19 protein-coding genes are annotated in these 24,213 nt (G+C 57.2%); 10 read left to right on the top strand and 9 right to left on the bottom strand.

Annotated elements, in window-relative coordinates:
• Nucleotides 1-12: 12 nt before the first annotated feature.
• Entirely contained in the window at nt 13-1,533 is a 1,521-nt protein-coding gene (locus LZU96_RS01345; protein WP_233986325.1) for a YifB family Mg chelatase-like AAA ATPase, read from the bottom strand.
• Between the two features lie 330 nt (nt 1,534-1,863).
• Here LZU96_RS01345 and ilvL point away from each other — a divergent pair, with 330 nt between their 5' ends.
• The 6 genes from ilvL to ilvA all read left to right on the top strand — a co-directional run bounded on the left by ilvL (nt 1,864) and on the right by ilvA (nt 8,422).
• The gene (gene ilvL / locus LZU96_RS01350; protein ID WP_233986335.1) at nt 1,864-1,962 is read left to right on the top strand and encodes an ilv operon leader peptide; all 99 of its coding nucleotides are present in this window, start codon (nt 1,864-1,866) and stop codon (nt 1,960-1,962) included.
• Nucleotides 1,963-2,112: 150 nt separating this feature from the next.
• Nucleotides 2,113-3,759, top strand: a complete 1,647-nt coding sequence (ilvG, locus tag LZU96_RS01355) for an acetolactate synthase 2 catalytic subunit (RefSeq protein WP_233986343.1) — start codon at nt 2,113-2,115, stop codon at nt 3,757-3,759.
• Nucleotides 3,756-4,013, top strand: a complete 258-nt coding sequence (gene ilvM / locus LZU96_RS01360; RefSeq protein WP_008926359.1) for an acetolactate synthase 2 small subunit — start codon at nt 3,756-3,758, stop codon at nt 4,011-4,013. Before ilvG ends, ilvM begins: the two co-directional genes overlap by 4 nt.
• Before the next feature lie 18 nt (nt 4,014-4,031).
• Entirely contained in the window at nt 4,032-4,961 is a 930-nt protein-coding gene (locus tag LZU96_RS01365; protein WP_094121627.1) for a branched-chain amino acid transaminase, read from the top strand.
• A 61-nt stretch (nt 4,962-5,022) separates the two neighbouring features.
• A complete protein-coding gene (gene ilvD / locus LZU96_RS01370) occupies nt 5,023-6,873 on the top strand; it encodes a dihydroxy-acid dehydratase (protein WP_233986351.1) in 1,851 nt (616 codons plus the stop codon).
• Nucleotide 6,874: 1 nt separating this feature from the next.
• A complete protein-coding gene (ilvA, locus tag LZU96_RS01375; protein WP_233986358.1) occupies nt 6,875-8,422 on the top strand; it encodes a threonine ammonia-lyase, biosynthetic in 1,548 nt (515 codons plus the stop codon).
• Here the strand turns inward: ilvA and ilvY are convergent, their stop codons facing one another.
• On the bottom strand, nt 8,423-9,304 hold the full coding sequence (ilvY, locus tag LZU96_RS01380) for an HTH-type transcriptional activator IlvY (RefSeq protein WP_233986366.1): 882 nt from the start codon (nt 9,302-9,304) through the stop codon (nt 8,423-8,425).
• Between the two features lie 163 nt (nt 9,305-9,467).
• Here ilvY and ilvC point away from each other — a divergent pair, with 163 nt between their 5' ends.
• A complete protein-coding gene (ilvC, locus tag LZU96_RS01385) occupies nt 9,468-10,943 on the top strand; it encodes a ketol-acid reductoisomerase (protein WP_233986375.1) in 1,476 nt (491 codons plus the stop codon).
• A gap of 568 nt (nt 10,944-11,511) precedes the next feature.
• On the opposite strand, the gene LZU96_RS01390 is transcribed toward ilvC, so the two are convergent.
• The 3 genes from LZU96_RS01390 to LZU96_RS01400 all read right to left on the bottom strand — a co-directional run bounded on the left by LZU96_RS01390 (nt 11,512) and on the right by LZU96_RS01400 (nt 15,079).
• The gene (locus tag LZU96_RS01390) at nt 11,512-12,843 is read right to left on the bottom strand and encodes an MFS transporter (RefSeq protein WP_233986377.1); all 1,332 of its coding nucleotides are present in this window, start codon (nt 12,841-12,843) and stop codon (nt 11,512-11,514) included.
• Nucleotides 12,844-13,120: 277 nt separating this feature from the next.
• Nucleotides 13,121-14,134, bottom strand: coding sequence for an inner membrane protein YhjD (gene yhjD, locus LZU96_RS01395; RefSeq protein WP_233986384.1), 1,014 nt, complete (start codon nt 14,132-14,134; stop codon nt 13,121-13,123).
• 45 nt (nt 14,135-14,179) lie between these two features.
• A complete protein-coding gene (locus LZU96_RS01400) occupies nt 14,180-15,079 on the bottom strand; it encodes a LysR family transcriptional regulator (RefSeq protein WP_094121622.1) in 900 nt (299 codons plus the stop codon).
• A gap of 115 nt (nt 15,080-15,194) precedes the next feature.
• Here LZU96_RS01400 and LZU96_RS01405 point away from each other — a divergent pair, with 115 nt between their 5' ends.
• Complete coding sequence (locus LZU96_RS01405) at nt 15,195-15,953, top strand: SDR family NAD(P)-dependent oxidoreductase (RefSeq protein WP_233986386.1); 759 nt, start codon at nt 15,195-15,197, stop codon at nt 15,951-15,953.
• A 39-nt stretch (nt 15,954-15,992) separates the two neighbouring features.
• Here the strand turns inward: LZU96_RS01405 and LZU96_RS01410 are convergent, their stop codons facing one another.
• Entirely contained in the window at nt 15,993-16,841 is an 849-nt protein-coding gene (locus LZU96_RS01410; protein ID WP_233986388.1) for a PhzF family phenazine biosynthesis protein, read from the bottom strand.
• A gap of 108 nt (nt 16,842-16,949) precedes the next feature.
• Between LZU96_RS01410 and LZU96_RS01415 the strand changes: the two genes are divergently transcribed.
• Nucleotides 16,950-17,573 carry a glutathione S-transferase family protein gene (locus tag LZU96_RS01415; RefSeq protein WP_233986390.1) on the top strand — a complete coding sequence of 208 codons (624 nt, stop codon included), beginning with the start codon at nt 16,950-16,952 and terminating at the stop codon, nt 17,571-17,573.
• Here the strand turns inward: LZU96_RS01415 and LZU96_RS01420 are convergent.
• Nucleotides 17,540-19,027: a PLP-dependent aminotransferase family protein gene (locus LZU96_RS01420; RefSeq protein ID WP_233986405.1), complete on the bottom strand. Its 1,488-nt coding sequence runs from the start codon at nt 19,025-19,027 to the stop codon at nt 17,540-17,542. The genes LZU96_RS01415 and LZU96_RS01420 overlap by 34 nt on opposite strands.
• 134 nt (nt 19,028-19,161) lie before the next feature.
• On the opposite strand from LZU96_RS01420, the gene LZU96_RS01425 reads away from it, so the two are divergent.
• On the top strand, nt 19,162-19,749 hold the full coding sequence (locus LZU96_RS01425) for a LysE family translocator (protein WP_233986407.1): 588 nt from the start codon (nt 19,162-19,164) through the stop codon (nt 19,747-19,749).
• Here the strand turns inward: LZU96_RS01425 and LZU96_RS01430 are convergent.
• Entirely contained in the window at nt 19,746-22,130 is a 2,385-nt protein-coding gene (locus LZU96_RS01430; RefSeq protein WP_233986417.1) for a phosphoketolase, read from the bottom strand. The genes LZU96_RS01425 and LZU96_RS01430 overlap by 4 nt on opposite strands.
• 125 nt (nt 22,131-22,255) lie before the next feature.
• Entirely contained in the window at nt 22,256-23,869 is a 1,614-nt protein-coding gene (mqo, locus tag LZU96_RS01435) for a malate dehydrogenase (quinone) (RefSeq protein WP_233986424.1), read from the bottom strand.
• Nucleotides 23,870-24,213: the final 344 nt, after the last annotated feature.

The following is a 24,213-nucleotide window of genomic DNA, read 5'->3' on the forward strand; positions in this document are numbered from 1 at the left end:
ACGCCCCTTCTTTTATTGCAGGCTGTTATGCAGGTGGATCATTAAGCGGTCAATACAGCGATAGCTCACCGCCTCCTGCAAATGCGCCCGGTTTATCTTCTCATCCCCCGCCAGATCGGCCAGCGTGCGAGACACTTTTAAAATTCTCTGCCAGGCCCGTACCGACAAACCCAGCTTTTCCAGCACCGACTCCAGCCATTCAGCATCTTCTTTGCCAATCTGACACCAGCGCAGAATTTCTGCATTGTTCATATGCGCGTTAATTTTGCCTGACCGCGCCAGCTGAATAGCGCGTGCAGCGACGACCCGCTGACGTACCGTCACTGAACTCTCCGCCGTGTGGCGTTGCCTGCCCAGCATCCCGCCCGGCAGCAGCGGAACTTCAAGCGACAGATCAAAGCGATCGAGAAAAGGACCGGATAATTTGCTGAGATAACGCAGCACCTGCTGTGGCGAGCAGCGATTATGCTGACCCTGATAATGTCCGGTAGGGCTGGGGTTCATCGCGGCGATGAGCTGAAACCGTGCAGGATAGGTCACTTTTGCTCTGGCGCGGGAAATAGCAATCAGTCCCGATTCTATCGGTTCACGCAGAGAGTCGAGCACTTTGCGATCAAATTCTGGCAACTCATCTAAAAACAGTACGCCATTATGTGCCAACGAGATCTCGCCGGGCCGAGGCAGTGAGCCGCCTCCGATCAGGGCATACAGAGAGGCGCTGTGATGAGGGGACCTGAATGGCCTTGTGCGCCACTGCCGGTGTGACGGGTTGCCATTGACCAGGCTGGCAATAGCTGCGCACTCCAGCGCTTCCTGATCGCTCAGGGGCGGCATGATGCCCGGTAGTCGGGTCGCCAGCATGGTTTTGCCCGTGCCGGGCGGCCCGATCAGCAACAGGTTATGTCCACCCGCTGCGGTAACTTCTAATGCTCTGCGTCCCTGCTGCTGGCCAATAATATCGGCGAGATCGTCGCCCGACGATTCACACTGATCGTCAGGATAGCTGGCAATCGGTAAAGTGAGCTGATTATGCAAAAAAGCACAGACCTCACTGAGGTGTGAAGCAATCAGCGATGAACCCTGACGAATTAATCCGACATCCGTCTGGTTTTCGCGAGAGAGCACCAGCTGCCGCCCGGCCTGGATAGCCACCATGGCCGCGGGAATCGCGCCCTGTACACCGCAGAGCGCGCCGTCAAGGGCGAGCTCGCCCAGAAACTCATAGTGAGTCAGCTTATCCGCAGGCAGCTGCTCAGAGGCCACCAGAATGGCGATCGCCATCGGCAAATCATAACGCCCGCCCTCCTTGGGGAGATCCGCCGGTGCCAGGTTAATGGTGACCCGTTTGGCCGGAAACACAAACCCGCTATTGATAATGGCGCTGCGTACCCGTTCTCGCGCCTCTTTTACCGTGGTCTCTGGCAGGCCGACCAGCGTCAGCGCGGGCAGACCGTTGCTGATATGCGCCTCGATAGTGACCAGTGGCGCCTCTACCCCCAACGCAGCCCGGGTCAGGACTTTTGATAATGACATAATCGCTCCTTAATGCTGCTAGTCTGAGGTCAGCAAAAGAGAAAAGCGAAGAGAGTGTCACCGGTATGCGAGGCGGAACACAGCGGATCGATAGTCGTTACAGGGCGGGACAAAAGCGAGCGAGGCTGTACGCAAATTCAGCAAAATATTATTACGTCACGAAAGTGATGAATATTTATCATCCGGAATTTATTCTTTTTATTACAAATTGATAGGCCAATACTTAATGCCGGACGTGGAAAAAAACAGACGAAAAATGTTGTGCTATCCCCCCTGACTATGTTAACTCTGTAGGCATTACTTCGAACACGTAAAAGAATTGAACAACACATGAAAGCCCTTCTACAAGTGATTAGCCTAGTTTTGATTAGCGTGGTGGTGATTATCAACCTACCGTGCGGGGCTACGCTTGGAGAAAGAAAGGCTTAAAAATCAAGCCTCGAATCCGAAAAAACCCCCGCACCGAAAGGTCCGGGGGTTTTTTTTCGACCAGGCGAAATATCAGTAAATCTACAAGGAACAAACAATGAACAGTAGCATAAAATTCTGTTGTTCCGGTCAGGACACAGGAGAATAGCGATGACAGGTGCACAGTGGGTAGTTCAGGCTTTACGCGCGCAGGGTGTGGATACCGTATTCGGTTACCCGGGCGGCGCCATCATGCCGGTATACGACGCGCTCTATGATGGCGGCGTGGAACACCTACTGTGTCGTCATGAGCAAGGCGCGGTAATGGCTGCGATTGGTTATGCACGCTCAACCGGCAAAACCGGCGTCTGCATTGCTACCTCGGGACCGGGTGCCACGAACCTGATCACCGGACTGGCCGATGCGATGATGGATTCGGTACCGGTGGTGGCGGTAACCGGCCAGGTTTCTTCCGCGTTTATTGGTACCGATGCCTTTCAGGAAATCGACGTACTGGGCTTATCCCTGGCCTGCACCAAACACAGTTTCCTGGTCGAGTCGTTAGACGAGTTGCCTGCCATCATGGCTGAAGCATTCGCTCTGGCGCAATCGGGCCGCCCGGGCCCGGTGCTGGTTGATATTCCTAAAGATATCCAGATTGCGCAGGGCGAACCCACGCCGCATCTGGTGCCGGTAGAAGAGGGGATGGATCTGCCGCATCAGGCGATTATCGACGCCCGCGCGCTGCTGGCGCAGGCAAAGAAACCGATGCTCTATGTCGGTGGTGGCGTAGGTATGGCGCAGGCCGTTCCCGCACTGCGTGCGCTGGCTGAAGAGACGGGCATCCCTGCGGTAGCCACGCTGAAAGGTCTGGGCAGCGTGGATGCAGACAGCGAACTCTATCTCGGCATGCTGGGGATGCACGGCACCAAAGCGGCCAACCTGGCGGTTCAGCGTTGTGACTTACTGATTGCGGTTGGCGCGCGCTTTGACGATCGGGTGACCGGCAAGCTGGATACCTTTGCCCCGCACGCCAGCGTTATTCATCTCGATATCGATCCGGCGGAACTGAACAAATTACGCCGCGCCCATGTTTCATTGCAGGGCGATCTTAACCATCTGCTGCCCGCGCTGAGTCAGCCCCTGAATATCGATGCCTGGCGTGATGAGGTGAAAGCGCTTAAAGCCAGTCACAGCTGGCGCTATGACCATCCGGGTGACGCCATTTATGCGCCGCTGTTGCTGAAGCAACTGTCCGATCGCAAACCCGTCAATGCGGTAGTGACCACCGATGTGGGTCAGCATCAGATGTGGGCAGCGCAGCATATGGCGTTTAGCGCGCCAGAGAATTTCATCACCTCCAGCGGCTTAGGCACCATGGGTTTTGGCTTACCGGCCGCGATTGGAGCGCAGGTCGCCCGCCCGCAGGACACCGTCATCTGTGTCTCTGGCGACGGCTCAATCATGATGAACATTCAGGAGCTGGGCACCATCAAACGCGGCAAGCTGCCGGTTAAAATCGTGCTGCTGGATAACCAGCGTCTCGGTATGGTTCGTCAGTGGCAGCAGCTGTTTTTTGATGGCCGCTACAGCGAAACCAATCTGTCTGACAACCCCGATTTCCTGACGCTGGCCAGCGCCTTTGATATCCCCGGCCAGCGCATTACCCGTAAAGAACAGGTCGACGCCGCACTTGATGCTCTGCTGAACAGCGAAGGTCCTTACTTCCTGCATGTTGCAATTGATGAGCATGAAAACGTCTGGCCACTGGTACCGCCGGGTGCCAGCAATGCACAAATGATGGAGAAAACCGTATGAATCAGCATCAATTGTCTATCGAAGCCCGCTTTCGCCCTGAAATATTGGAGCGCATCTTACGCGTAGTGCGTCACCGCGGCTTTCAGGTTTGCTCAATGAACATGGCCTCCGTGGCCAACGCTGAAAACATTAATATCGAAATGACCGTTGCCAGCCAGCGCTCGGTCGATTTACTGTCTTCGCAGTTAAGCAAACTGATCGATGTCGCCTGCGTTCAGATTCAACAACAGACAACACAACAAATCCGCGCCTAGCCGCGAGAGGGAAGAAAAATGAGCACGAAGAAAGCAGACTTTATTTGGTTCAATGGCGAGATGGTTAAGTGGGAAGAGGCGAAAGTTAGCGTCATGTCCCACGCGTTGCACTACGGTACGTCGGTATTTGAAGGCGTGCGTTGCTACGACTCTCACAAAGGACCGGTTGTGTTCCGCCATCGCGAACACATGCAACGTCTGCACGACTCCGCCAAAATCTACCGTTTCCCGATTAAAAGCAGCGTTGATGAGCTGATGGAAGCGTGCCGCGAAGTCATCCGCGTCAATAAACTGAAAAGTGCCTATATCCGTCCACTGGCGTTTGTCGGTGATGTCGGCCTCGGCGTGAACCCGCCAGACGGTTTCAGCACCGATGTGATCATTGCCGCCTTCCCATGGGGTGCTTACCTCGGTGCCGAAGCGCTGGAAAATGGTATCGATGCCATGGTTTCCTCGTGGAACCGTGTAGCACCGAACACCCTGCCGACAGCGGCCAAAGCCGGCGGCAACTACCTCTCTTCACTGCTGGTGGGTAGCGAAGCTCGTCGTCACGGCTATCAGGAAGGTATCGCGCTGGATACCAACGGCTACATCTCTGAAGGCGCGGGTGAGAACCTGTTTGAAGTCAAAGATGGCATTCTGTTCACACCACCATTCACCTCTTCCGCTCTGCCAGGCATCACTCGCGACGCCATCATCAAACTGGCGATCGATATGGGAATTGAAGTGCGTGAACAAACGCTGTCACGTGAATCACTCTATCTGGCGGATGAGATCTTCATGTCCGGCACCGCAGCGGAAATCACGCCGGTGCGCAGCGTTGATCGTATCCAGGTCGGCGAAGGCAAACGCGGCCCGATTACTGCCCGCATCCAGCAGGCCTTCTTTGGTCTGTTCACTGGCGAAACCGAAGACAAATGGGGCTGGTTAGATCCGGTTAACGCATAAGCAGACACTGCGCGGGCGTTATCTGACGCCCGCGAGACATTATTACTGGAGTAAATAGAGCATGCCTAAGTACCGTTCTGCCACTACCACCCACGGCCGCAACATGGCGGGTGCCCGTGCCTTATGGCGCGCGACAGGAATGACCGACGACGATTTCGGTAAACCGATTATCGCGGTGGTCAACTCATTCACCCAATTTGTCCCTGGCCACGTTCACCTGCGCGATCTGGGTAAACTGGTTGCCGAGCAGATCGAAGCGGCAGGCGGTGTGGCTAAAGAGTTCAACACCATCGCGGTGGATGATGGTATTGCCATGGGTCATGGCGGCATGCTGTATTCACTGCCCTCGCGTGAGCTGATTGCTGATTCCGTCGAGTACATGGTCAATGCGCACTGCGCCGACGCCATGGTCTGCATCTCCAACTGCGACAAAATCACCCCAGGAATGCTGATGGCGTCACTGCGCCTGAATATTCCGGTGATCTTCGTCTCCGGCGGGCCGATGGAAGCGGGTAAAACCAAACTTTCCGATCAGATCATCAAGCTGGACCTGGTTGATGCGATGATTCAGGGGGCTAACCCGAACGTCAGCGATGCCGACAGCGAGCAGATTGAGCGTTCAGCCTGCCCGACCTGCGGCTCCTGCTCCGGCATGTTCACCGCCAACTCGATGAACTGCCTGACCGAAGCGCTTGGCCTGTCGCAGCCCGGCAACGGTTCACTGCTGGCAACCCATGCCGATCGCAAAGAGCTGTTCATCAATGCCGGTAAGCGCATCGTCAGCCTGACCAAACGTTATTACGAGCAGGATGATGTCAACATGCTGCCGCGTAACATCGCCAACAAGGCCGCTTTCGAGAACGCCATGATGCTGGATATCGCCATGGGCGGTTCCACCAATACCGTGCTGCACCTGCTGGCTGCCGCACAGGAAGGCGAGATCGACTTTAATATCTCCGACATCGATCGCCTGTCACGCAAAGTGCCTCAGCTGTGTAAAGTCGCGCCAAGTACGCCGAAATACCACATGGAAGATGTGCATCGCGCCGGTGGCGTCTTCGCCATTCTCGGCGAGCTGGATCGTGCAGGCCTGTTCGACAGCAGCGCGCGTAATATCCTGCAGCAGACGATGCGTGAAACCCTGGATCAGTACGACATCATGCTGACCAAAGATCAGGCCGTAAAAGATATGTTCCGCGCCGGTCCGGCGGGTATTCGTACCACCCAGGCGTTCTCGCAGAACTGCCGCTGGGACACGCTGGATGATGACCGTGCCGAAGGCTGTATCCGCACCCGCGAAAACGCTTATTCGCAGGATGGCGGCCTGGCCGTACTCTACGGCAACATCGCAGAAGATGGCTGTATCGTTAAAACCGCGGGCGTAGATAAAGAGATCCTCACCTTCACCGGTCCGGCCAAAGTTTACGAAAGCCAGGATGACGCGGTTGAAGCGATTCTGGGCGGCAAGGTCGTTGCGGGCGATGTCGTCGTCATTCGCTACGAAGGGCCAAAAGGCGGGCCGGGCATGCAGGAGATGCTCTATCCGACCACTTATCTGAAATCAATGGGCCTGGGCAAAAGCTGTGCGCTGATCACCGATGGTCGTTTCTCAGGCGGTACGTCGGGCCTCTCTATCGGCCACGCTTCACCTGAAGCGGCCAACGGCGGCACCATTGCGCTGGTCAAAGATGGCGACACCATTGAGATCGATATCCCTAACCGCGGTATCAAACTCGCCGTGCCGGATAACGAACTGCACGCCCGCCGTGAAGAGCAGGAAGCGCGCGGTGATGCGGCCTATACGCCGGTCAATCGTCAGCGTGAAGTCTCTTTTGCGCTGCGTGCTTACGCATTACTCGCGACCAGTGCTGACAAAGGCGCCGTCCGCGATAAGAGCAAGCTGGGAGGCTAAAATGGCCGAGTCTCAACCGCTACCCGAGGCGCCGTGTGGCGCCGAGTATTTGCGCGCAGTGTTGCGTTCACCGGTGTATGAAGTGGCACAGGTGACGCCGCTGCAGGTTATGGAAAAAATCTCATCGCGGCTCGGCAACACCATTCTGGTGAAGCGGGAAGATCGTCAGCCAGTGCACAGTTTCAAACTGCGTGGCGCCTACGCGATGATTGCCGGGCTGAACGAAGAGCAAAAAGCGCGCGGCGTGGTTACGGCATCAGCCGGCAACCATGCGCAGGGCGTGGCGCTCTCCGCCAGCAAGCTGGGCATCAAATCCCTGATTGTGATGCCGGTGGCGACAGCGGATATCAAGGTTGATGCGGTGCGCGCATTTGGCGGTGAGGCTTATCTGTTTGGCGCTAACTTCGACGAGGCGAAAGCCAAAGCGATTGAGCTGTCGGAACAGCGTGGCTACACCTTCGTACCACCGTTTGACCATCCGGCGGTGATTGCCGGACAGGGCACGCTGGCGATGGAACTGCTGCAGCAGGATGCGCATCTCGATCGGGTCTTTGTCCCGGTTGGCGGTGGTGGTCTGGCAGCGGGCGTCGCGGTACTGATCAAGCAACTGATGCCACAGATTAAAGTGATTGCGGTGGAGTCCGAAGATTCAGCCTGCCTGAAGGCGGCGCTGGAGGCGGGCCATCCGGTCGATCTGCCGCGCGTCGGGCTGTTCGCCGAAGGGGTCGCGGTCAAACGTATCGGCAGCGAAACGTTCCGGCTCTGTCAGGCCTACATCGACGACATCATCACCGTCGACAGCGATGCGATCTGCGCCGCGATGAAAGATCTGTTCGAAGATGTGCGCGCGGTGGCGGAACCTTCGGGTGCGCTGGCGCTGGCGGGAATGAAGAAGTATATCCAGCAGCACGACATCAAAGGCGAGCGGCTGGCGCATGTATTATCCGGGGCCAACGTCAATTTCCACGGACTGCGTTACGTCTCTGAGCGCTGCGAGCTGGGCGAACAGCGAGAAGCGCTGCTGGCGGTCACCATCCCGGAACAGCAGGGCAGCTTCCTGCGGTTCTGCCAGACGCTGGGCGGCCGGTCGATCACCGAGTTCAACTACCGCTACGCCGATGCGGACAAAGCCTGCATCTTTGTTGGCGTGCGGCTGACCCGCGGTCTGGAAGAGCGCAGCGAGATCATCAGCGAACTCACCGGCAGTGGTTATCAGGTGGTCGATCTCTCCGATGATGAGATGGCGAAGCTGCATGTTCGTTACATGGTCGGCGGACGTCCCTCTAAGCCGCTGCGTGAACGCCTGTTCAGCTTCGAATTTCCGGAAGCGCCGGGCGCGTTGCTGAAATTCCTGCAAACGCTCGGGACTCACTGGAATATCTCGCTCTTCCACTACCGCAGCCATGGCACCGACTACGGACGTGTACTGGCCGCCTTTGAGCTGGGCAGCGATGAGCCGCGCTTTGAAGAGCATCTCACCGATCTGGGTTACGACTTTCATGACGAAAGCCAGAACCCGGCGTTCCGTTTCTTCCTGTCAGGCAACTGATTACAGCTGGCTCCAGAAAGCACTGATCAGCGGCTCACCGAGCCGCTTTTTCTGCACGCAGACGCCGAGTTCAAACGGTGCCACCGACTCAACATTCTCCAGCATCAGCACGCGGTTGCGCACCGGTTCCGGACTGTTCTCCAGCACCACATCTGGCAGCAGAGCGATACCGCAGCCCAGCGCCACCATGGACACAATCGCCTCATGGCCCGATACCGTGGCATATATCACCGGATTCGGGATGCGCTGGCGGCGGAACCAGAGATCGATACGCCGCCGTGCCGGTCCCTGCACCGGCAGGATAAACGGAATTTTTGACCAGTCGGGCTGCGGCTGTGTTGCCTGGGTACGAACGGCGCAGGGCAGTGCGGGTGCGATCAGCACCAGCGGGATCAGCCCCAGCGGCATAAAATCGATGCTGGCAGGCAGCGTTTCAGGACGGCCGGCAATCGCCAGATCGGCATCGCCGGAGTGCACTTTTTCCACCGCATCGGCGGCATCGCCGGTATCCAGTTTGATTTCGACCTGCGGATGTTCAGCACGAAAGCGATCGAGAATGGGCGGCAGATGGCTGTACGCCGCGGTCACCGAGCAGAACAGGCGCAGCTCGCCGCTGAGCGACGGGCCGTTGAGATCCATCACATGGCGCAGTTGCTGATATTGCAACAGCGTCTGCTGAGCAAACTGGCGCAGGCGTTCACCCGCTTCCGTCAGCGTGACGGTGCGGTTATCACGCAGAAACAGCGCGTGACCGACATCTTCTTCAAGCCGCTGAATCTGCCGCGAGAGCGTAGAAGGGCTGACGTGCATCGCACGTGCTGTGCGGCCAAAGTGGCAACTTTCGGCCAGATGAAGAAACAGTTTCAGATCTCGTAAATCCATATGCGCGTCGCCTTAACGTGATGTTGCATTTATTGCAATGTGACGTTGTTAATATATCAATTTAAGCAACAGAATTCCTGTCATATGATGGGGTCATTCGCGGCGCTGCACCACACGCCGTTCCTGAACAAAAAAAAGCAAACACAACCTTACTGGAGTACCCATGGCTAACTATTTCAACACATTGAACTTGCGCAACCAGTTAGCGCAATTAGGTAAATGCCGTTTCATGGCGCGCGATGAATTTGCCGATGGCGCCAGCTTTCTGAAAGGTAAAAAAGTCGTTATCGTTGGCTGTGGCGCGCAGGGCCTGAATCAGGGTCTGAACATGCGTGATTCCGGTCTGGATGTCGCCTATGCACTGCGTGCCGAAGCGATTGCGGAAAAACGCCCTTCATGGCGCAAAGCGACCGATAACGGTTTCAAAGTGGGCACCTACGAAGAGCTGATCCCGCAGGCGGATCTGGTGGTAAACCTGACGCCGGACAAGCAGCACTCCGCTGTGGTACAGGCGGTTCAGCCACTGATGAAAGAGGGTGCTGCGCTGGGCTATTCGCACGGTTTCAACATCGTGGAAGTGGGCGAAACCATCCGTAAAGACATCACGGTAGTGATGGTGGCACCGAAGTGCCCGGGTACCGAAGTGCGTGAAGAGTACAAACGTGGTTTCGGCGTGCCAACGCTGATTGCCGTTCACCCGGAAAACGATCCAAAAGGCGAAGGCATGGCCATCGCCAAAGCCTGGGCTGCAGCAACCGGCGGCGATCGTGCTGGCGTACTGGAATCGTCTTTCGTGGCAGAAGTGAAATCTGACCTGATGGGCGAGCAGACCATCCTGTGCGGCATGCTGCAGGCCGGTTCACTGCTCTGCTTCGACAAGCTGGTGGCGGAAGGTACCGATCCCGCTTACGCTGAAAAACTGATCCAGTTCGGCTGGGAAACCATCACCGAATCACTGAAGTTCGGCGGCATCACCCTGATGATGGATCGCCTCTCTAACCCGGCGAAACTGCGTGCTTATGCGCTGTCAGAGCAGCTGAAAACCATCATGGCTCCGCTGTTCCAGAAGCACATGGATGACATCATCTCCGGCGAATTTTCTTCCGGCATGATGGCGGACTGGGCTAACGACGACAAAAACCTGCTGACCTGGCGTGAAGAGACCGGCCAGACCGCGTTCGAAACCGCCTCTCAGTATGAAGGCAAAATCGAAGAGCAGGAGTACTACGACAAAGGTGTGGTAATGGTGGCGATGGTTAAAGCGGGCGTTGAGCTGGCGTTTGAAACCATGGTCGATGCCGGCATCATTGAAGAGTCAGCTTACTATGAATCACTGCATGAGCTGCCGCTGATCGCCAACACCATCGCCCGTAAGCGTCTGTATGAAATGAACGTGGTGATCTCTGATACCGCCGAATATGGTAACTACCTGTTCTCCTTCGCCGCGGTGCCGCTGCTGAAAGAGTTCATGAGCACGCTGCAGCCGGGCGATCTGGGTAAAGCGGTTGAAGGCACGCAGGTTGATAACGCGCAGCTGCGTGACGTCAACGAAGCGGTTCGCCAGCACCCGATTGAAGCCGTGGGCCGCAAACTGCGTGGCTACATGACCGACATGAAGCGTATCGCTGTCGCGGGCTAATTACCGGCAACACAATTTTCAGCAAAACAAACCCCGGCTTGCCGGGGTTTTTTTGTGAAAAAACGCTGGGCGGTTCTCTGTAGAACTCTGCCTTCACTGCTATCTGACCGTGCATGCCCAGGGAGCACGGTCAGATCGGAAAGACGCAAAACCCGCCATCCATGGCATGCTCGGCCCGCGCCGTCCATGGCGCGGGACGCTTTTCTCTTCTGAACGTGTTCCCTGTGCCCTTAAACTTCTTCATTGCTGCCAATATCACTACGCCTTTAAACGTCATTGAGCATTTTCGAACAGACAACTAACCCGCTTAAAGTGATGGGAGCATACGCCTGTAGCAAAGCATCGCGTGCCATTACGCACCTCAGGGATGAGGTGCGTAATGGCACGCGCTGAGCCCGCGATGGATCGCGTCTTTTGCGTCTTTGCGAAAGTCGTATGCTCCCTGAGCCTGTCGCCTGACCATAAGGCGATGCTTTTTTTAGCCTTTGAGAGCCGTTGTACTCTGGGAGCCTGCCCCATAAAAAAACCCGGCGGCTGCCGGGTTTTCACTAACCTTCATCCAACCGGATTACACCTCATACAGCGTCTGGTTACGCGTCTCTTTACAGGCGATCAACGCAATCAGCGTCAATACCGCCATCGAGGCCAGATAGAAGCCTACCGCCTGCAAACCGTAGTTGGCATTCAGCCAGGTGGCGATATAAGGCGCGACAGAGGCACCGAGAATTGACGACAGGTTATAGGAAAAGGATGCGCCGGTATAACGCACTTCCGTCGGAAACAGCTCCGGCAGCAGCGCGCCCATCGGGCCAAAGGTCAGGCCCATAATACTCAGACCCAACAGCAGAAATGCCATCACCAGTGCCTGCGATCCGGAACCGAGCATCGCCGGGAACAGGAACGAAAACGCGATAATCATCAGCGTAATGGTAATCATCGTTTTACGACGACCAAACCGGTCAGCCAGCAGACCGGCAATCGGCACCATCACACCAAAGCCAATCACCGCTAACATCAGCATCCACAGCATACTGTTACGCGGAATGCCCAGCCCGGCGGGCGCAGGCGTGGTGCCATAACTCATCGAGTAGACGGTCATGATATAGAACAGGGTGTAGGTCGCCAGCATGATAAAGGTGCCGAGAATGGTGGCGGTCAGGTGCTTGCTCAGCAGCGCCGCAATCGGTACCCGAACCTGCTTTTTCTCTTTCTGCACTTTGGCAAACACCGGGCTTTCATGCAGCGACACACGCACATAGAGGCCAATCAGCACCAGCACCGCAGAGAGAATAAACGGCACACGCCAGCCCCACTGCATGAACTGCTCATCGGTCAGCAGCCATGACAGCAGCAGAAAAGTCCCGTTAGCGAAGAAGAAACCAATCGGAGCGCCAAGCTGGGGGAACGACCCATAGAGCGCACGTTTCTTCGCCGGGGCATTTTCGGTCGCCAGCAGCGCCGCGCCGCCCCATTCCCCACCGAGTCCCAGACCCTGACCAAAACGGGCCAGCGCCAGCAGCAACGGGGCCAGCACGCCGATGGTTTCATAACCCGGCAGCAGGCCAATCACCACGGTAGAGATCCCCATGGTCAGCAGCGAGGCGACCAGCGTTGCTTTGCGGCCAATGCGATCGCCAAAGTGACCAAACACCGCCGAACCAATCGGACGCGCAATAAACGCGATGGCAAAGGTCGCCAGTGACTGTAGCGTGGCGACGGTGGCGTCACCCTGCGGAAAAAAGATATGCGGGAAAACGATCACCGCGGCAGTGGCATAGATATAAAAATCGAAGAACTCGATGGCCGTGCCGACCAGCGAGGCAATCACCACTTTGCTGCGTGAATTAACCGGCGTGGGGTCCTGTTGCTTGTCGAGTGTTTCTGAGATGGAGGCTTGCATAACTGTTTCTTATTTGTAAATACAGATAAAGAATCTTACGCACCTGCCAGGCGTCATTCAATGCTGAAACCCGCGTCGTTACTGGCTTCGGCGGGCAAAAAGAGGATAATTTCTGAGGTCCGGCGAATGTCGGCGGATGGCAGGGTAAACCGGGCGAAAACTGGCGGGATACTCTAAGAAAGGGCTAAATAAAAGTGACCCCTCAGCTATTCATCCTGTTATATGGATAAAAAATAGCCTCGGGGTGATATTTTCCGCTGTTATTAACCGCGAGTCATTATTGAGGGTGGGAAGGGCGACCCGCTTGCGGCATCTGCGGATCGTCTTTGTATTTAGCGGTAGCGATCCAGGCGGCGCAGAACAGCGTCAGGCGGGCGAAGAAATAGAAGAACGCCATCAGGCCCAGCACGGAACCAAACGCCGCGCCAGACGGAGAGGTTGCCAGCTTGGGCAGCGTCAGCGTCATAACAAACTTAATCACTTCGAAACCCACCGCCGCCAGCAGCGTGCCGCGGAACAGCGCTTTCTTGCGCGGTTTGTGACGCGGCAGGATCCAGAAAATCCACAGGAACAGCAGATAGTTAGCCAGCACTGAAATAGAAGTGGCGATAATGGTCATCGCCGGACGCAGCCAGTCGATACCATCCAGCCCCAGCGCGCTGACAATCATCGCCTGTGCCGAACCGGCTACCGAGGTCAGCGACAGCGTGATCACCAGCGCCAGCATCAGGCCGGTCAGCGACAGGAAATCGCGGATATAGCGTTTCCAGATTTTCTCTTTATCGTCGGGCTTGCGTTCCCACACGTCGCGCGACTGGGCCCGAATCGCTTCCCGCAGGTTACCCATCCAGTTAAGACCGGAATAGAGCGCCAGCAATAACCCGGTGATCCCCACGGTGGCGCGCTGCTGAATCGCCGTATTAACGGTATTTTTCAGGGTAGTCGCCAGCGTTGGATCGCTGATGCTGCTGACGATTTTGTTGATGATATCGGTCAGTAGATCCTGATTCGATGCCAGCACAAAACCCACGGCGGCAAACGAAACCATCAGGATCGGGATCAGCGATAAAAAGGAGAAATAGGTAATCGCGGCACCAAACTGGCTGCCGAGCCGATCGTTAAAACGGTCGAGCGCGCGGATAAAATGTGCCACCGCCGGTATCGCCTGAAACCACGCGGCAAAGCGCGAAACCTTCACAATCGATTGGTCAACAGAATGGTTGCCGGTTTTAATATCGATCAGCGGCTTTGGCGGCTGCGTATCCTGTGGATTTTCCTGCTTGTCTGTCATAGACCTTCACTGTCCTGTTTATCATTAAAATCAAAGTATAGCCGGTCAGGTGACGTACTCCTGGAGTACCTGACTCAGCCACTCCATAAATACCCGCACCCGTCGGGCGACATTGCGCCGGTGCGGATAGAGCAGATGGATCGGCATCGGCCGGGCGGGAAAGTGGTGCAGCACTTCCACCAGTTCACCGCTTTCCAGTAGTTTCTGGATACCGATCGCCGGTACCTGAATAATGCCTAACCCGGCCAGACAGGCGGCGCGATAGGTCTCAGTGCTGTTCACCGTCACCACGCCGCCGGTATGCACATAGTGGCACTGTCTGCCGTCAAAATATTCAAAGCCCGGCGACGGCTGGCCCAGCTGCTGGCTGTAGTGCACCATCGCGTGCTGTGACAACTCCTCCAGCCGGATCGGTCTGCCGAAGCGCGAAAGGTAGCCAGGACTGGCGCAGTTAATCAAGGAGTAGGTGCCAATTTTTCGTGCGATTAACCCTGAATCTTTGAGCTCACCGACCCGAATCACGCAGTCAAATCCCTCACGGATCACATCGACCTGACGATCGCTGCTGCTCAGCTCAATCTCTACGCCCGGATAGTGCTGCAGGAACTCCGGCAGCCGCGGCAGGATAAAGCCGGTGGCCATCGCTACCGACATATCGACCCGCAGTTTACCGCTGAGCGTGGCGGGATCGTGCTGAAACAGGCTATCCATATCGTCAATCATCGACAGCAAATCGAGACAGCGGTCGTAATAGACCAGCCCATCCTGCGTCAGCTGGACCCGGCGGGTGGTGCGATGCAGCAGCCGGGTCGCCATCTGATTTTCCAGCGCCTGAATCTGCCGGGACACGCTGCCCTTCGGCAAGCCTAAACTCTCTGCGGCGCGGGTGAAACTGCCCATTTCGGCAACCCGAACAAACACCTGCATTGCGTGAATTTTATCCATGTTGTGCACCGATTGTTGTTGTTATTGAAACAGTGATCTCTGTTTCGATCTGTTTATAGATCAATTATTCAGGAATATCTTTAAATCCTGTTCAATTTTCCAACAGGTGTGCAACATGAATCATAAAATTGCGTTAATTACCGGTGCTAACCGCGGTTTAGGCCGCAATGGCGCGCTGAAACTGGCTGCCAGAGGCACAGACATCATTCTGACCTATCGCAGTCACGCTGACGAGGCGCAGTCGGTGGTGAAAGAAATTGAGGCGCTGGGATCGCGCGCGGTCGCGCTGGCGCTGGATGTCGGTGAAACGGGTCAGTTTGACGGCTTTGTCGCGCAGGTTCGTCAGGTACTGGAGCAGCACTGGCAGCGTGAGCGTTTTGACTATTTAGTGAACAATGCCGGGCATGGTCATTACAAACCCTTCACCGACACCACGGAACAGGAGTTTGACGCGCTGGTTAACGTCCATTTCAAAGGGCCCTATTTCCTGACGCAGAAGCTGTTACCGCTGATCAATGATGGCGGGCGCATCCTGAATATCTCCAGCGGTCTGACGCGGCTGGTCTATCCAGGCTCCAGCACCTATGCAGCAATGAAAGGAGCGATGGAGGTTCTGACGCGCTATCAGGCGAAAGAGTTGGGCGCACGGCGTATTCGCGTCAATATCCTGGCGCCGGGTGCGATAGAAACCGACTTCGGCGGTGGCCGGGTGCGCGACACCAAAGAGATTAACGATCAGATCGCTGGCCTGACCGCGCTGGGTCGGGTCGGATTGCCGGATGACATCGGTGATGCCATCAGCGCGATTCTGAGTGAGGAAACCGGCTGGATTACCGCCCAGCGTATCGAAGCGTCAGGCGGCCAGGCAATTTAAACGCAGACAGCGTCAGCGGGCAGAGCGCCCGCTGACGGATTACAGCGAAAGGGTGCCGTCAATCACCGTTACGGTGGTGCCGCCAATCCAGATCTCACCTTCGGCGAAGGTCACCTGAACCCGGCCCGCGCGTTGCAGCACGGTGCCCTGACGCACCCGGTAATCGGTGGTCTGGCCGGCTGCCGCGAAGTAACGGGCCAGACAGGCGTTGGCGCTGCCGGTGATTGGATCTTCGGTCAGGCTGCCATATTCAACCAGCAAGCCGCGCACTTCATACTGCTCCGTTTCGCCCTGCGGCAGTCGGCCAAACGGCATCACACCCGTCACTCCAGCATGTTTGAGCAGCCGCTGCAGATCGCTGACGTTGGGCTGAAGTGCCAGCACTGCCTCGGCGCTGACCATCGGCACCAGCAGCCAGCGAATCCCCATATCTACCACCGTCGGGCTTTGGGTGAGATCGAAGGCGTCGCTGTTTAACGCGTTGCTCATTAGCGCATCCTGCCACGGCGTGATGGTGGCCGCCGGGGCCGCAAACGCCAGCGAGCCGTCTGCACCTATCTTCACCCGGACATGACCAACGCCACACTCCTGCACAATTTCCCCCGGCGTACGCGTGGGCCAGCCCGCTTCCAGCAGCGCATGGGCGGTACCCAGCGTCGGATGACCGGCAAACGGCAGTTCGCCCTCAACGGTAAAAATACGCACCCGATAATCGGCCTGCGCATCCTGAGGCGGCAGCACGAAAGTGGTTTCCGACAGGTTAGTCCAGCGGGCAATGGCCGCCAGCTGACTGTCGCTTAACCCCTGTGCATCCATAATCACCGCCAGCGGATTGCCGTTAAAGGCGGAGGAGGTAAACACATCGACTTGCTTAAACGCGACCTTCATTGTCACTCCTTGCTTATTGTGGTCTGCATGGCCTTTTCTCTGCCGGATGATTGCTTATAGCAGGTAACAGGGCTATGAATAAGTTAAAGATTTCACTGGAGACTGTGAATGTTAACCATCCTCGGACGTACCTCTTCTATCAACGTGCGCAAAGTGCTGTGGCTCTGCGATGAGCTGGATCTCGATTACCTGCGGGAAGAGTGGGGCGATGGCTTCCAGTCGACCCACTCACCTGAATTTATGGCGCTTAACCCGAATGCGATGGTGCCGGTGCTGAAAGATGACGAGCTGGTGATCTGGGAATCCAACGCCATCCTGCGCTATCTGGCTAACGCCTATGGCGGGGAATGGCTCTACCCGCTCCATCCGCAGTCGCGGGCACCGATCGATCAGTGGATGGACTGGCAGTCCACCGAACTCAACACCTCATGGCGCTACGCGTTTATGTCACTGGTGCGTCACTCGCCAGCCCATCAGGACCCGCGTCTGCTGGCGGCGGCCTGCAAAGGCTGGTCGCATACCATGAGCATCCTCAATCAGCAGCTGGAAAAGACCGGTCGCTATGTCGCCGGGCGCAACTTCACCCTGGCGGACATTCCGATTGGCCTGGCGGTCAACCGCTGGTTTGAAACGCCGCTGGATCATCCCGATTATCCGGCGGTGCGCCACTATTACGAGCGCCTGACCGAGCGCCACGGCTATACCGTCTGGGGCCGCAACGGTACGCCCTGATCCTCGCCAGACGATAATCCGGCTAACTCGCAGGCTATCTCGCCGGCGCGCCGGATTGCCCAGCTGTAGCGATCGTCAAACGGATAGCAGCAGGAGAGGCGCAGCGCATGATTGTAGCGTTCGCTGAGCGAGTAAAGGGCGCCTGGCGTCACGCAAATCTGCTCCTGCAACAGCCGGTCAAACATCTCGGTGGTATTGACGCCGCCGGGTAACTCCACCCAGAAGACAAAGCCGCCGCGTGGCAGCGTGGCGCGGGTGCCCTGCGGGAAGTGGCGGGCGATTAAGCCGCGCGCCTGATCCAGGTTGGCGGCATAGCGACGGCGCAGGGTGCGCAGATGGTGATCGTAGCCGCCGTTGGCCAGAAATTCCGCCAGCGTCTCCGACAGCAGCGCCGACTCCGCCATCGACGACACCGCTTTTAGCCGGGCGATGGCGTCGTGGAAGCGTCCGGCCGCGGTCCAGCCGATACGAAAATCGGGTGCCACGGTTTTGGTAAAGCTGGTGCAGTAGATCACCCAGCCGTCGCGATCAAAGGCCTTAACCGCCGGAGAGAGCGGCCAGTCGAACTGCAGTTCGTCATACAGACCATCCTCAATCAGCGGAACGTGGTAAGTATTCACTAACTTCGCCAGCCGCTTCTTGTTTGCCAGCGACATACAGTAACCCAGCGGATTCTGGGCGCTCGGCATGGCGATCAGCGCCTTGATACGCTGCTCCTGTAACAACATCTCCAGCGCATCCAGCGACAGGCCATGCTGTGGATCGGTCGGGATTTCCAGCGCCTTCAGCCCCAGCGACGCCAGCAGTGGGAACAGGAAGAAGTAGGTCGGTGACTCCAGTCCGACGCAGTCTCCGGGTTGCGTCACCGCCCGCAGCGCCAGCTGCAACGCCTCCATGCAGCCGTGGGTCAGGGTGATCTCATCGGCGGTCAGCGTTTGTCCGGCATGCAAGGCCCGCCGCGCGATCTCCTCCCGTAAGCGCTCACTACCGGGCGGAAGCGCATAGCGCCCGATCATGTTGGGATGACGACGCAGCAGCGCGGCGGTTATCCGGCCAATGCGTGCGGCGGGAAACAGTTCGCTGTCCTGCGGGCAGGCCAGCGAAATATTGATGTAGTCGGGATGGTTTTGTGCCGCGAAGACTTTGTCGATCAGGTCGAGCTTTTCACTGCTGGGATCGCGCACCCTGGCTTTATGCGGATCGTGCCGGGTGACTGCCGGCAATACGCCGCGCACGTAGTAGCCCGACTGTGGACGTGCCTCAATCAGGCCGCGATCTTCCAGCAACTGCCAGGCGTTCAGCACGGTATTGACGCTGACCTGGTGCGATTGTGCCACGCGCCGGATGGCGGGCAGACGTTTGCCGGGCTTCAGCGTGCCCTGATGAATCGCCTCAGCGAAGTGGTCTGCCAGCTGCTGATAGAGCCGCTGATCGGGAGAAGGAACAAGGGACACAGTCGCCTCCGGATGTGATGGGTACAATCTCTGTTAATCGGAACTGTAACCATCACAATAGTGATTTTGTGTCACTGTTACCATTCCTTTTCTCGCCGTAGCATGAAGCTCTGTTGATTATCAGGAGTGCCATCATGCTCGATCCCTCTTTTTTCAGTTACGTGACCGTTATGTCCATTACGCCCGGCCCGAATAACCTGTTACTGGCCACCTCCGGGGTGAATTTCGGCATGCGCCGCACCTTGCCGATGGTGTTTGGCATTCTGGTGGGCTGCGCATTGCAAACGGTGATCGCCGGGGTCGCGCTGGAGGTATTACTGCACTGGATGGCGGCGATTCGCCTGCCGCTGACGCTGGCAGGCTGTGCCTATCTGTTGTGGCTGTCGTGGAAGATTTTCCGCGCGGCCGCTCCGGAAGAACGCAGCAAACCGCAACCCATGACGCTGCTGGGCGGTGCCTGTTTCCAGGCGATTAACCCCAAAGCCTGGCTGATGGCCACCAATGTCGCCCTGTTGTACAGCGCCAGCAGCGGCGTGCTGGCGGTGATGATCGGCTTTATGCTGCTGAACCTGCCCTGCATTTTGATCTGGGCTGCGCTCGGCGATCGCCTGCGCAGCCATCTGCAAATTGCCTGGAAGCGTCAGCTGTTCAACAGCCTGATGGCGTTGTCGCTGGTGGCGACCACCGTCTGGATGCTGACTGACGCCCTGCTGGCCGCTTAATCCGGCGCGCCTGGCGCGGTGGCTGAGGGCCATTTCCAGTTCTGCACCTCCGGCACATCTTCACCGTGCACCCGCACGTAGCGATGGTGTTCCGCGATGCGCTCCTGCAGATCGTCCAGCAGCTCAGGATGCGCATCCGCCAGCCCCGGCACGCGCAGGATCGCCTCCTGCGCCAGATGATAACGGTCAAGCTCATTCAGTACCGTCATATCAAACGGCGTGGTGGTGGTGCCTTCCTCAATAAAGCCGCGTACATGGAAGTTACGGTGATTATTGCGCTGATAGGTCAGGCGATGCACCAGCGTCGGATAGCCGTGGAAAGCAAAAATCACCGGCTTATCCTCGGTAAACAGCGCATCAAATTCGTCGTCCGACTTGCCATGCGGATGCTGATCCTGAGTTTGCAGCGCCATTAAATCGACCACGTTGACCACCCGAATGCGCAGGTCAGGCAGATAGCCGCGCAGCAGATCGACCGCCGCCAGGGTCTCCATGGTCGGCACATCCCCGGCACAGGCCATCACCACATCCGGTTCTTCATCGTCCGGTGTGGTACCCGCCCAGCGCCATTCTCCCATGCCCGCTTCGCAATGACGAATAGCGCTGGCCATATCCAGCCACTGCGGTGCCGGCTGCTTACCGGCCACAATCACGTTAATGCGGTCCCAGGTACGCAGGCAGTGATCGCCCACCCATAACAGCGTATTGGCATCGGGCGGCAGGTAGATGCGCACGATATCGGCTTTTTTGTTGGCTACGTGATCGATAAAGCCTGGGTCCTGATGGCTGTAGCCATTGTGGTCCTGACGCCAGACGTGGGAAGAGAGCAGATAGTTGAGCGAAGAGACCGGTTTACGCCAGCCCAGCTTGCGCGTCACCTTGAGCCACTTGGCGTGCTGGTTAAACATCGAATCGACGATATGAATAAAGGCTTCATAGCAGTTGAACAGGCCGTGACGGCCGGTCAGCAGATAGCCTTCCAGCCAGCCCTGACACTGATGTTCACTGAGGATCTCCATCACCCGGCCATCGCGTGCCAGCTGCTCATCGTAAGGTTCTATCGTTTCCAGCCAGGTGCGGCTGGTGGCGTCAAACACCGGCGTCAGGCGGTTGGAGGCAGTTTCATCCGGGCCGAACAGGCGGAAGTTATCCTGATTACGCTCGAACAACACCCGCAGGTAGCGACCCAGCTGCTCGGTGGCCTGCGCCATCTGTGATCCGGGCTCGCCGGTGTCGAAGGCAAATTCAGCGATATCCGGCGTATCCAGTTCACGGCGCAGCAGGCCGCCATTGGCATACGGAGAGGCACCCATGCGCTTATCGCCCTGCGGAGCCAGCGCCTGCAGCTCCGGTTTCAGCCGTCCCTGCTCGTCAAACAGATCGTCAGGCTGATAGCTGCGCATCCAGGCTTCGAGAATCTGGCGATGCCCTTCATCCTCCCGGCAGGCGGCCACCGGGACCTGATGCGCTCGCCAGAAACCTTCCACTTTTTTGCCATCAACGGTTTTCGGGCCGGTCCAGCCTTTGGGGCTACGCAGAATAATCATCGGCCAGCGCGGTATGCCGCTGCTGACCTTGCCCGCGCGCGCCTCACGCTGAAACGCCGCAATTTTACTGAAGGCGTTATCCAGCGCGTCTGCCATCAGCGGATGCATCTTTTCAGGCTGATCGCCGCTGACGAACAGTGGCTCATAGCCATAGCCGCTGAACAGCTGGCGCAGATCCTCATCGCTGCTGCGGCCGAGCAGCGTCGGATTGGCGATCTTGTAGCCGTTGAGATGCAGAATCGGCAGCACCGCGCCGTCACGCGCCGGATTGAGGAATTTAATCCCGTGCCAGCTGGAGGCCAGCGGGCCGGTTTCCGCTTCACCGTCGCCAATCACGCACGGCACGATCAGGTCGGGATGGTCAAACGCCGCGCCAAACGCATGTGACAGCGAATAGCCCAGTTCGCCGCCTTCATTAATCGAACCGGGGGTTTCGGGTGCTGCGTGGCTGGGAATGCCGCCTGGAAAGGAGAACTGCTTAAACAGCCGTTGCATGCCGGCGGCATCCTGGCTGATATGGGGATAAATTTCGCTGTAGCTGCCTTCCAGCCAGGTATTCGCCACCATGCCGGGACCGCCGTGGCCCGGTCCACAGACGTAGATCAGATTCAGGTCGCGCTGGCGGATAATCCGGTTGAGATGCGCATAAATAAAATTCAGCCCTGGTGTGGTACCCCAGTGGCCGAGCAGACGGGGTTTGATGTGCTCCGGCTGCAGCGGTTCACGCAGCAGCGGGTTATCCATCAGGTAAATTTGTCCGACGGAGAGGTAGTTTGCTGCCCGCCAGTAGCGGTCAAGCAGTTCGAATTCCGGTGCAAGGTTAGGTTGAGACATGCCGTTTCCTTCTGAAAGTTCAGCTAAACGATCTCTTAACCCTAATAGAGAATAGGGCAGTCAACCAGGCAAGAGGCAAACAAAAAGGCCCCGCAGTGCGGGGCCTGGATTAAGCAGAGAGGAAACTACTTGCCGACAACAAAGGCGGTTTCACGCCCTTCGTCGTTGGCCGCCATTGGCGTCACCGGCGTGTAATCGAGCTGCAGAATGCGGCTGGTTTCGGCTAACACTTTCTCGGTCAGCGCCACGTCGCCATTCAGCTTGCGTCCCCAGGATGGGATAACGGCCCGGATTTTATTTTGCCATTCCGGCGAAGCCATCTGCTCAGGACAGATTTTATGCAGCAGTTCCAGCATGATCGGGGCAGCCGTTGAAGCACCTGGCGAAGCACCCAGCAGCGCTGAGATCGAACCATCCTGCGAGGCGACCACTTCGGTACCCAGCCGCAGTACCGCGCCCTCTTTCTCATCTTTTTTGATGATCTGCACGCGCTGACCAGCAGTGACTAAACGCCAGTCTTCCTGCTTCGCCTGCGGCACATAGGCGCGTAGCGCATCCATCCGATCGCGATCGCTTTGCAGCACCTGATCCATCAGGTATTTCACCAGATCAAAACTTTTCAGCCCCACTTTCACCATCGGCAGCATGTTGCTGCTGTTGAGCGAGGTGAACATATCCAGCAGTGAACCCTGCTTGAGGAATTTGGTGGAGAAGGTAGCAAACGGCCCGAACAGCAGCACCTGTTTGCCATCCAGCACGCGGGTGTCAACGTGCGGTACCGACATCGGCGGTGCGCCGACGCTGGCTTTGCCATAGACCTTGGCCATGTGCTGCGCCACCACCTGCGGATTTTCCGTCACCAGGAATGAGCCGCCGACCGGGAAACCGGCATAGCCATTAGCTTCCGGCACGCCCGCTTTCTGCAACAGCGGCAGCGCCGCGCCGCCTGCACCGATAAAGATATTTCGGGCGGTCAGCGTCCGGCGGGAACCGCTTGCCAGACACTGCAGGGTAACCTGCCAGCGGCCATCGCTCAGGCGCGTCAGCTCACGCACTTCCTGGCGCAGACGCAGACGGAAATTGGCTTTCTTCTCTAAGGAGGCGATCAGCTGGCGTGTGACTTCACCGAAGTTGACGTCGGTCCCCATTTCGGTCCAGGTTGCCGCCACTTTCTGGCTGCGATCGCGGCCATTCATCACCAGCGGGATCCACTTCGCAATCTGCTGCGGATCTTCGGAGTAGGCCATGCCACGGAACAGCGTGCTTTTCTGCAGCGCCTGGAAGCGTTTGCGCAGGAAGCTGACATTGTCGTCGCCCCAGACAAAGCTCATGTGCGGCGTGCTGTGAATGAAACTTTTGGGATTGCGCAGATTGCCCTTCTGCACCTGAGAGGCCCAGAACTGACGGGAAATCATAAAGGATTCGTTGATCGTCACCGCTTTGGAGATGTCGATGCTGCCATCGGCCTGCTGTGGCGTATAGTTCAGCTCAGCCAGCGCGGCATGGCCGGTGCCAGCATTGTTCCAGCCGTTGGATGATTCTTCTGCCACGCTGTCCAGCCGCTCTACCATTTCGATAGACCAGTCCGGCTCTAATTCCTGCAGCCATGCGCCGAGAGTGGCGCTCATCACGCCTGCGCCAATCAGCAGCACGTCAACGTCTTTGCGCTCCTGCGCGGTAGTGGTGTCCTTTGCCATGGCACTCATCGCGAGCGCAAGGTTTATAGCTGAATTGCACATGAGGCGACATCTCCTCTTCTGTTGACCTGAAGCTCAACAGTTTTGCAGGCGAAATAGTCACGCTTCTTTCGAGCGCGTTGCGCTATTTCTCAAAGGTTAAGAGTCAGGTATAGGTTAAAGCGGTGATAACGGGTTAACTGCACGTTATGCTTTGTCATCCGAATATAACATTCTCGCATCTGAATTAAACATTTGTTTATTTTTTAAATGCAGAAATGATTCAGCATAAGAATTAATCATAGCGGCACGAAGGGTATAAGTGATTTTTTATCGATAACTCAGTGAGTTAACTGAATAGATTGTTGCAGGAAAGCGCCATTATGGTGCAGCGTCCAAAGAAGGGG

This window comes from Pantoea agglomerans (assembly GCF_021397715.1).
GTDB lineage: Bacteria > Pseudomonadota > Gammaproteobacteria > Enterobacterales > Enterobacteriaceae > Pantoea > Pantoea astica.

Excerpts from the sequence above, each read along its gene's own strand:
- ilvM (WP_008926359.1), top strand. The coding sequence starts at position 3,756 with ATGAATCAGCATCAATTGTCTATCGAAGCCCGCTTTCGCCCTGAAATA.
- ilvC (WP_233986375.1), top strand. The coding sequence starts at position 9,468 with ATGGCTAACTATTTCAACACATTGAACTTGCGCAACCAGTTAGCGCAA.
- LZU96_RS01425 (WP_233986407.1), top strand. The coding sequence starts at position 19,162 with ATGCTCGATCCCTCTTTTTTCAGTTACGTGACCGTTATGTCCATTACG.
- mqo (WP_233986424.1), bottom strand. The coding sequence starts at position 23,869 with ATGTGCAATTCAGCTATAAACCTTGCGCTCGCGATGAGTGCCATGGCA.
- LZU96_RS01345 (WP_233986325.1), bottom strand. The coding sequence starts at position 1,533 with ATGTCATTATCAAAAGTCCTGACCCGGGCTGCGTTGGGGGTAGAGGCG.
- ilvG (WP_233986343.1), top strand. The coding sequence starts at position 2,113 with ATGACAGGTGCACAGTGGGTAGTTCAGGCTTTACGCGCGCAGGGTGTG.
- ilvA (WP_233986358.1), top strand. The coding sequence starts at position 6,875 with ATGGCCGAGTCTCAACCGCTACCCGAGGCGCCGTGTGGCGCCGAGTAT.
- ilvY (WP_233986366.1), bottom strand. The coding sequence starts at position 9,304 with ATGGATTTACGAGATCTGAAACTGTTTCTTCATCTGGCCGAAAGTTGC.
- LZU96_RS01410 (WP_233986388.1), bottom strand. The coding sequence starts at position 16,841 with ATGAAGGTCGCGTTTAAGCAAGTCGATGTGTTTACCTCCTCCGCCTTT.
- ilvL (WP_233986335.1), top strand. The coding sequence starts at position 1,864 with ATGAAAGCCCTTCTACAAGTGATTAGCCTAGTTTTGATTAGCGTGGTG.
- LZU96_RS01415 (WP_233986390.1), top strand. The coding sequence starts at position 16,950 with ATGTTAACCATCCTCGGACGTACCTCTTCTATCAACGTGCGCAAAGTG.
- LZU96_RS01405 (WP_233986386.1), top strand. The coding sequence starts at position 15,195 with ATGAATCATAAAATTGCGTTAATTACCGGTGCTAACCGCGGTTTAGGC.
- LZU96_RS01365 (WP_094121627.1), top strand. The coding sequence starts at position 4,032 with ATGAGCACGAAGAAAGCAGACTTTATTTGGTTCAATGGCGAGATGGTT.
- ilvD (WP_233986351.1), top strand. The coding sequence starts at position 5,023 with ATGCCTAAGTACCGTTCTGCCACTACCACCCACGGCCGCAACATGGCG.
- LZU96_RS01390 (WP_233986377.1), bottom strand. The coding sequence starts at position 12,843 with ATGCAAGCCTCCATCTCAGAAACACTCGACAAGCAACAGGACCCCACG.
- LZU96_RS01430 (WP_233986417.1), bottom strand. The coding sequence starts at position 22,130 with ATGTCTCAACCTAACCTTGCACCGGAATTCGAACTGCTTGACCGCTAC.
- LZU96_RS01400 (WP_094121622.1), bottom strand. The coding sequence starts at position 15,079 with ATGGATAAAATTCACGCAATGCAGGTGTTTGTTCGGGTTGCCGAAATG.
- yhjD (WP_233986384.1), bottom strand. The coding sequence starts at position 14,134 with ATGACAGACAAGCAGGAAAATCCACAGGATACGCAGCCGCCAAAGCCG.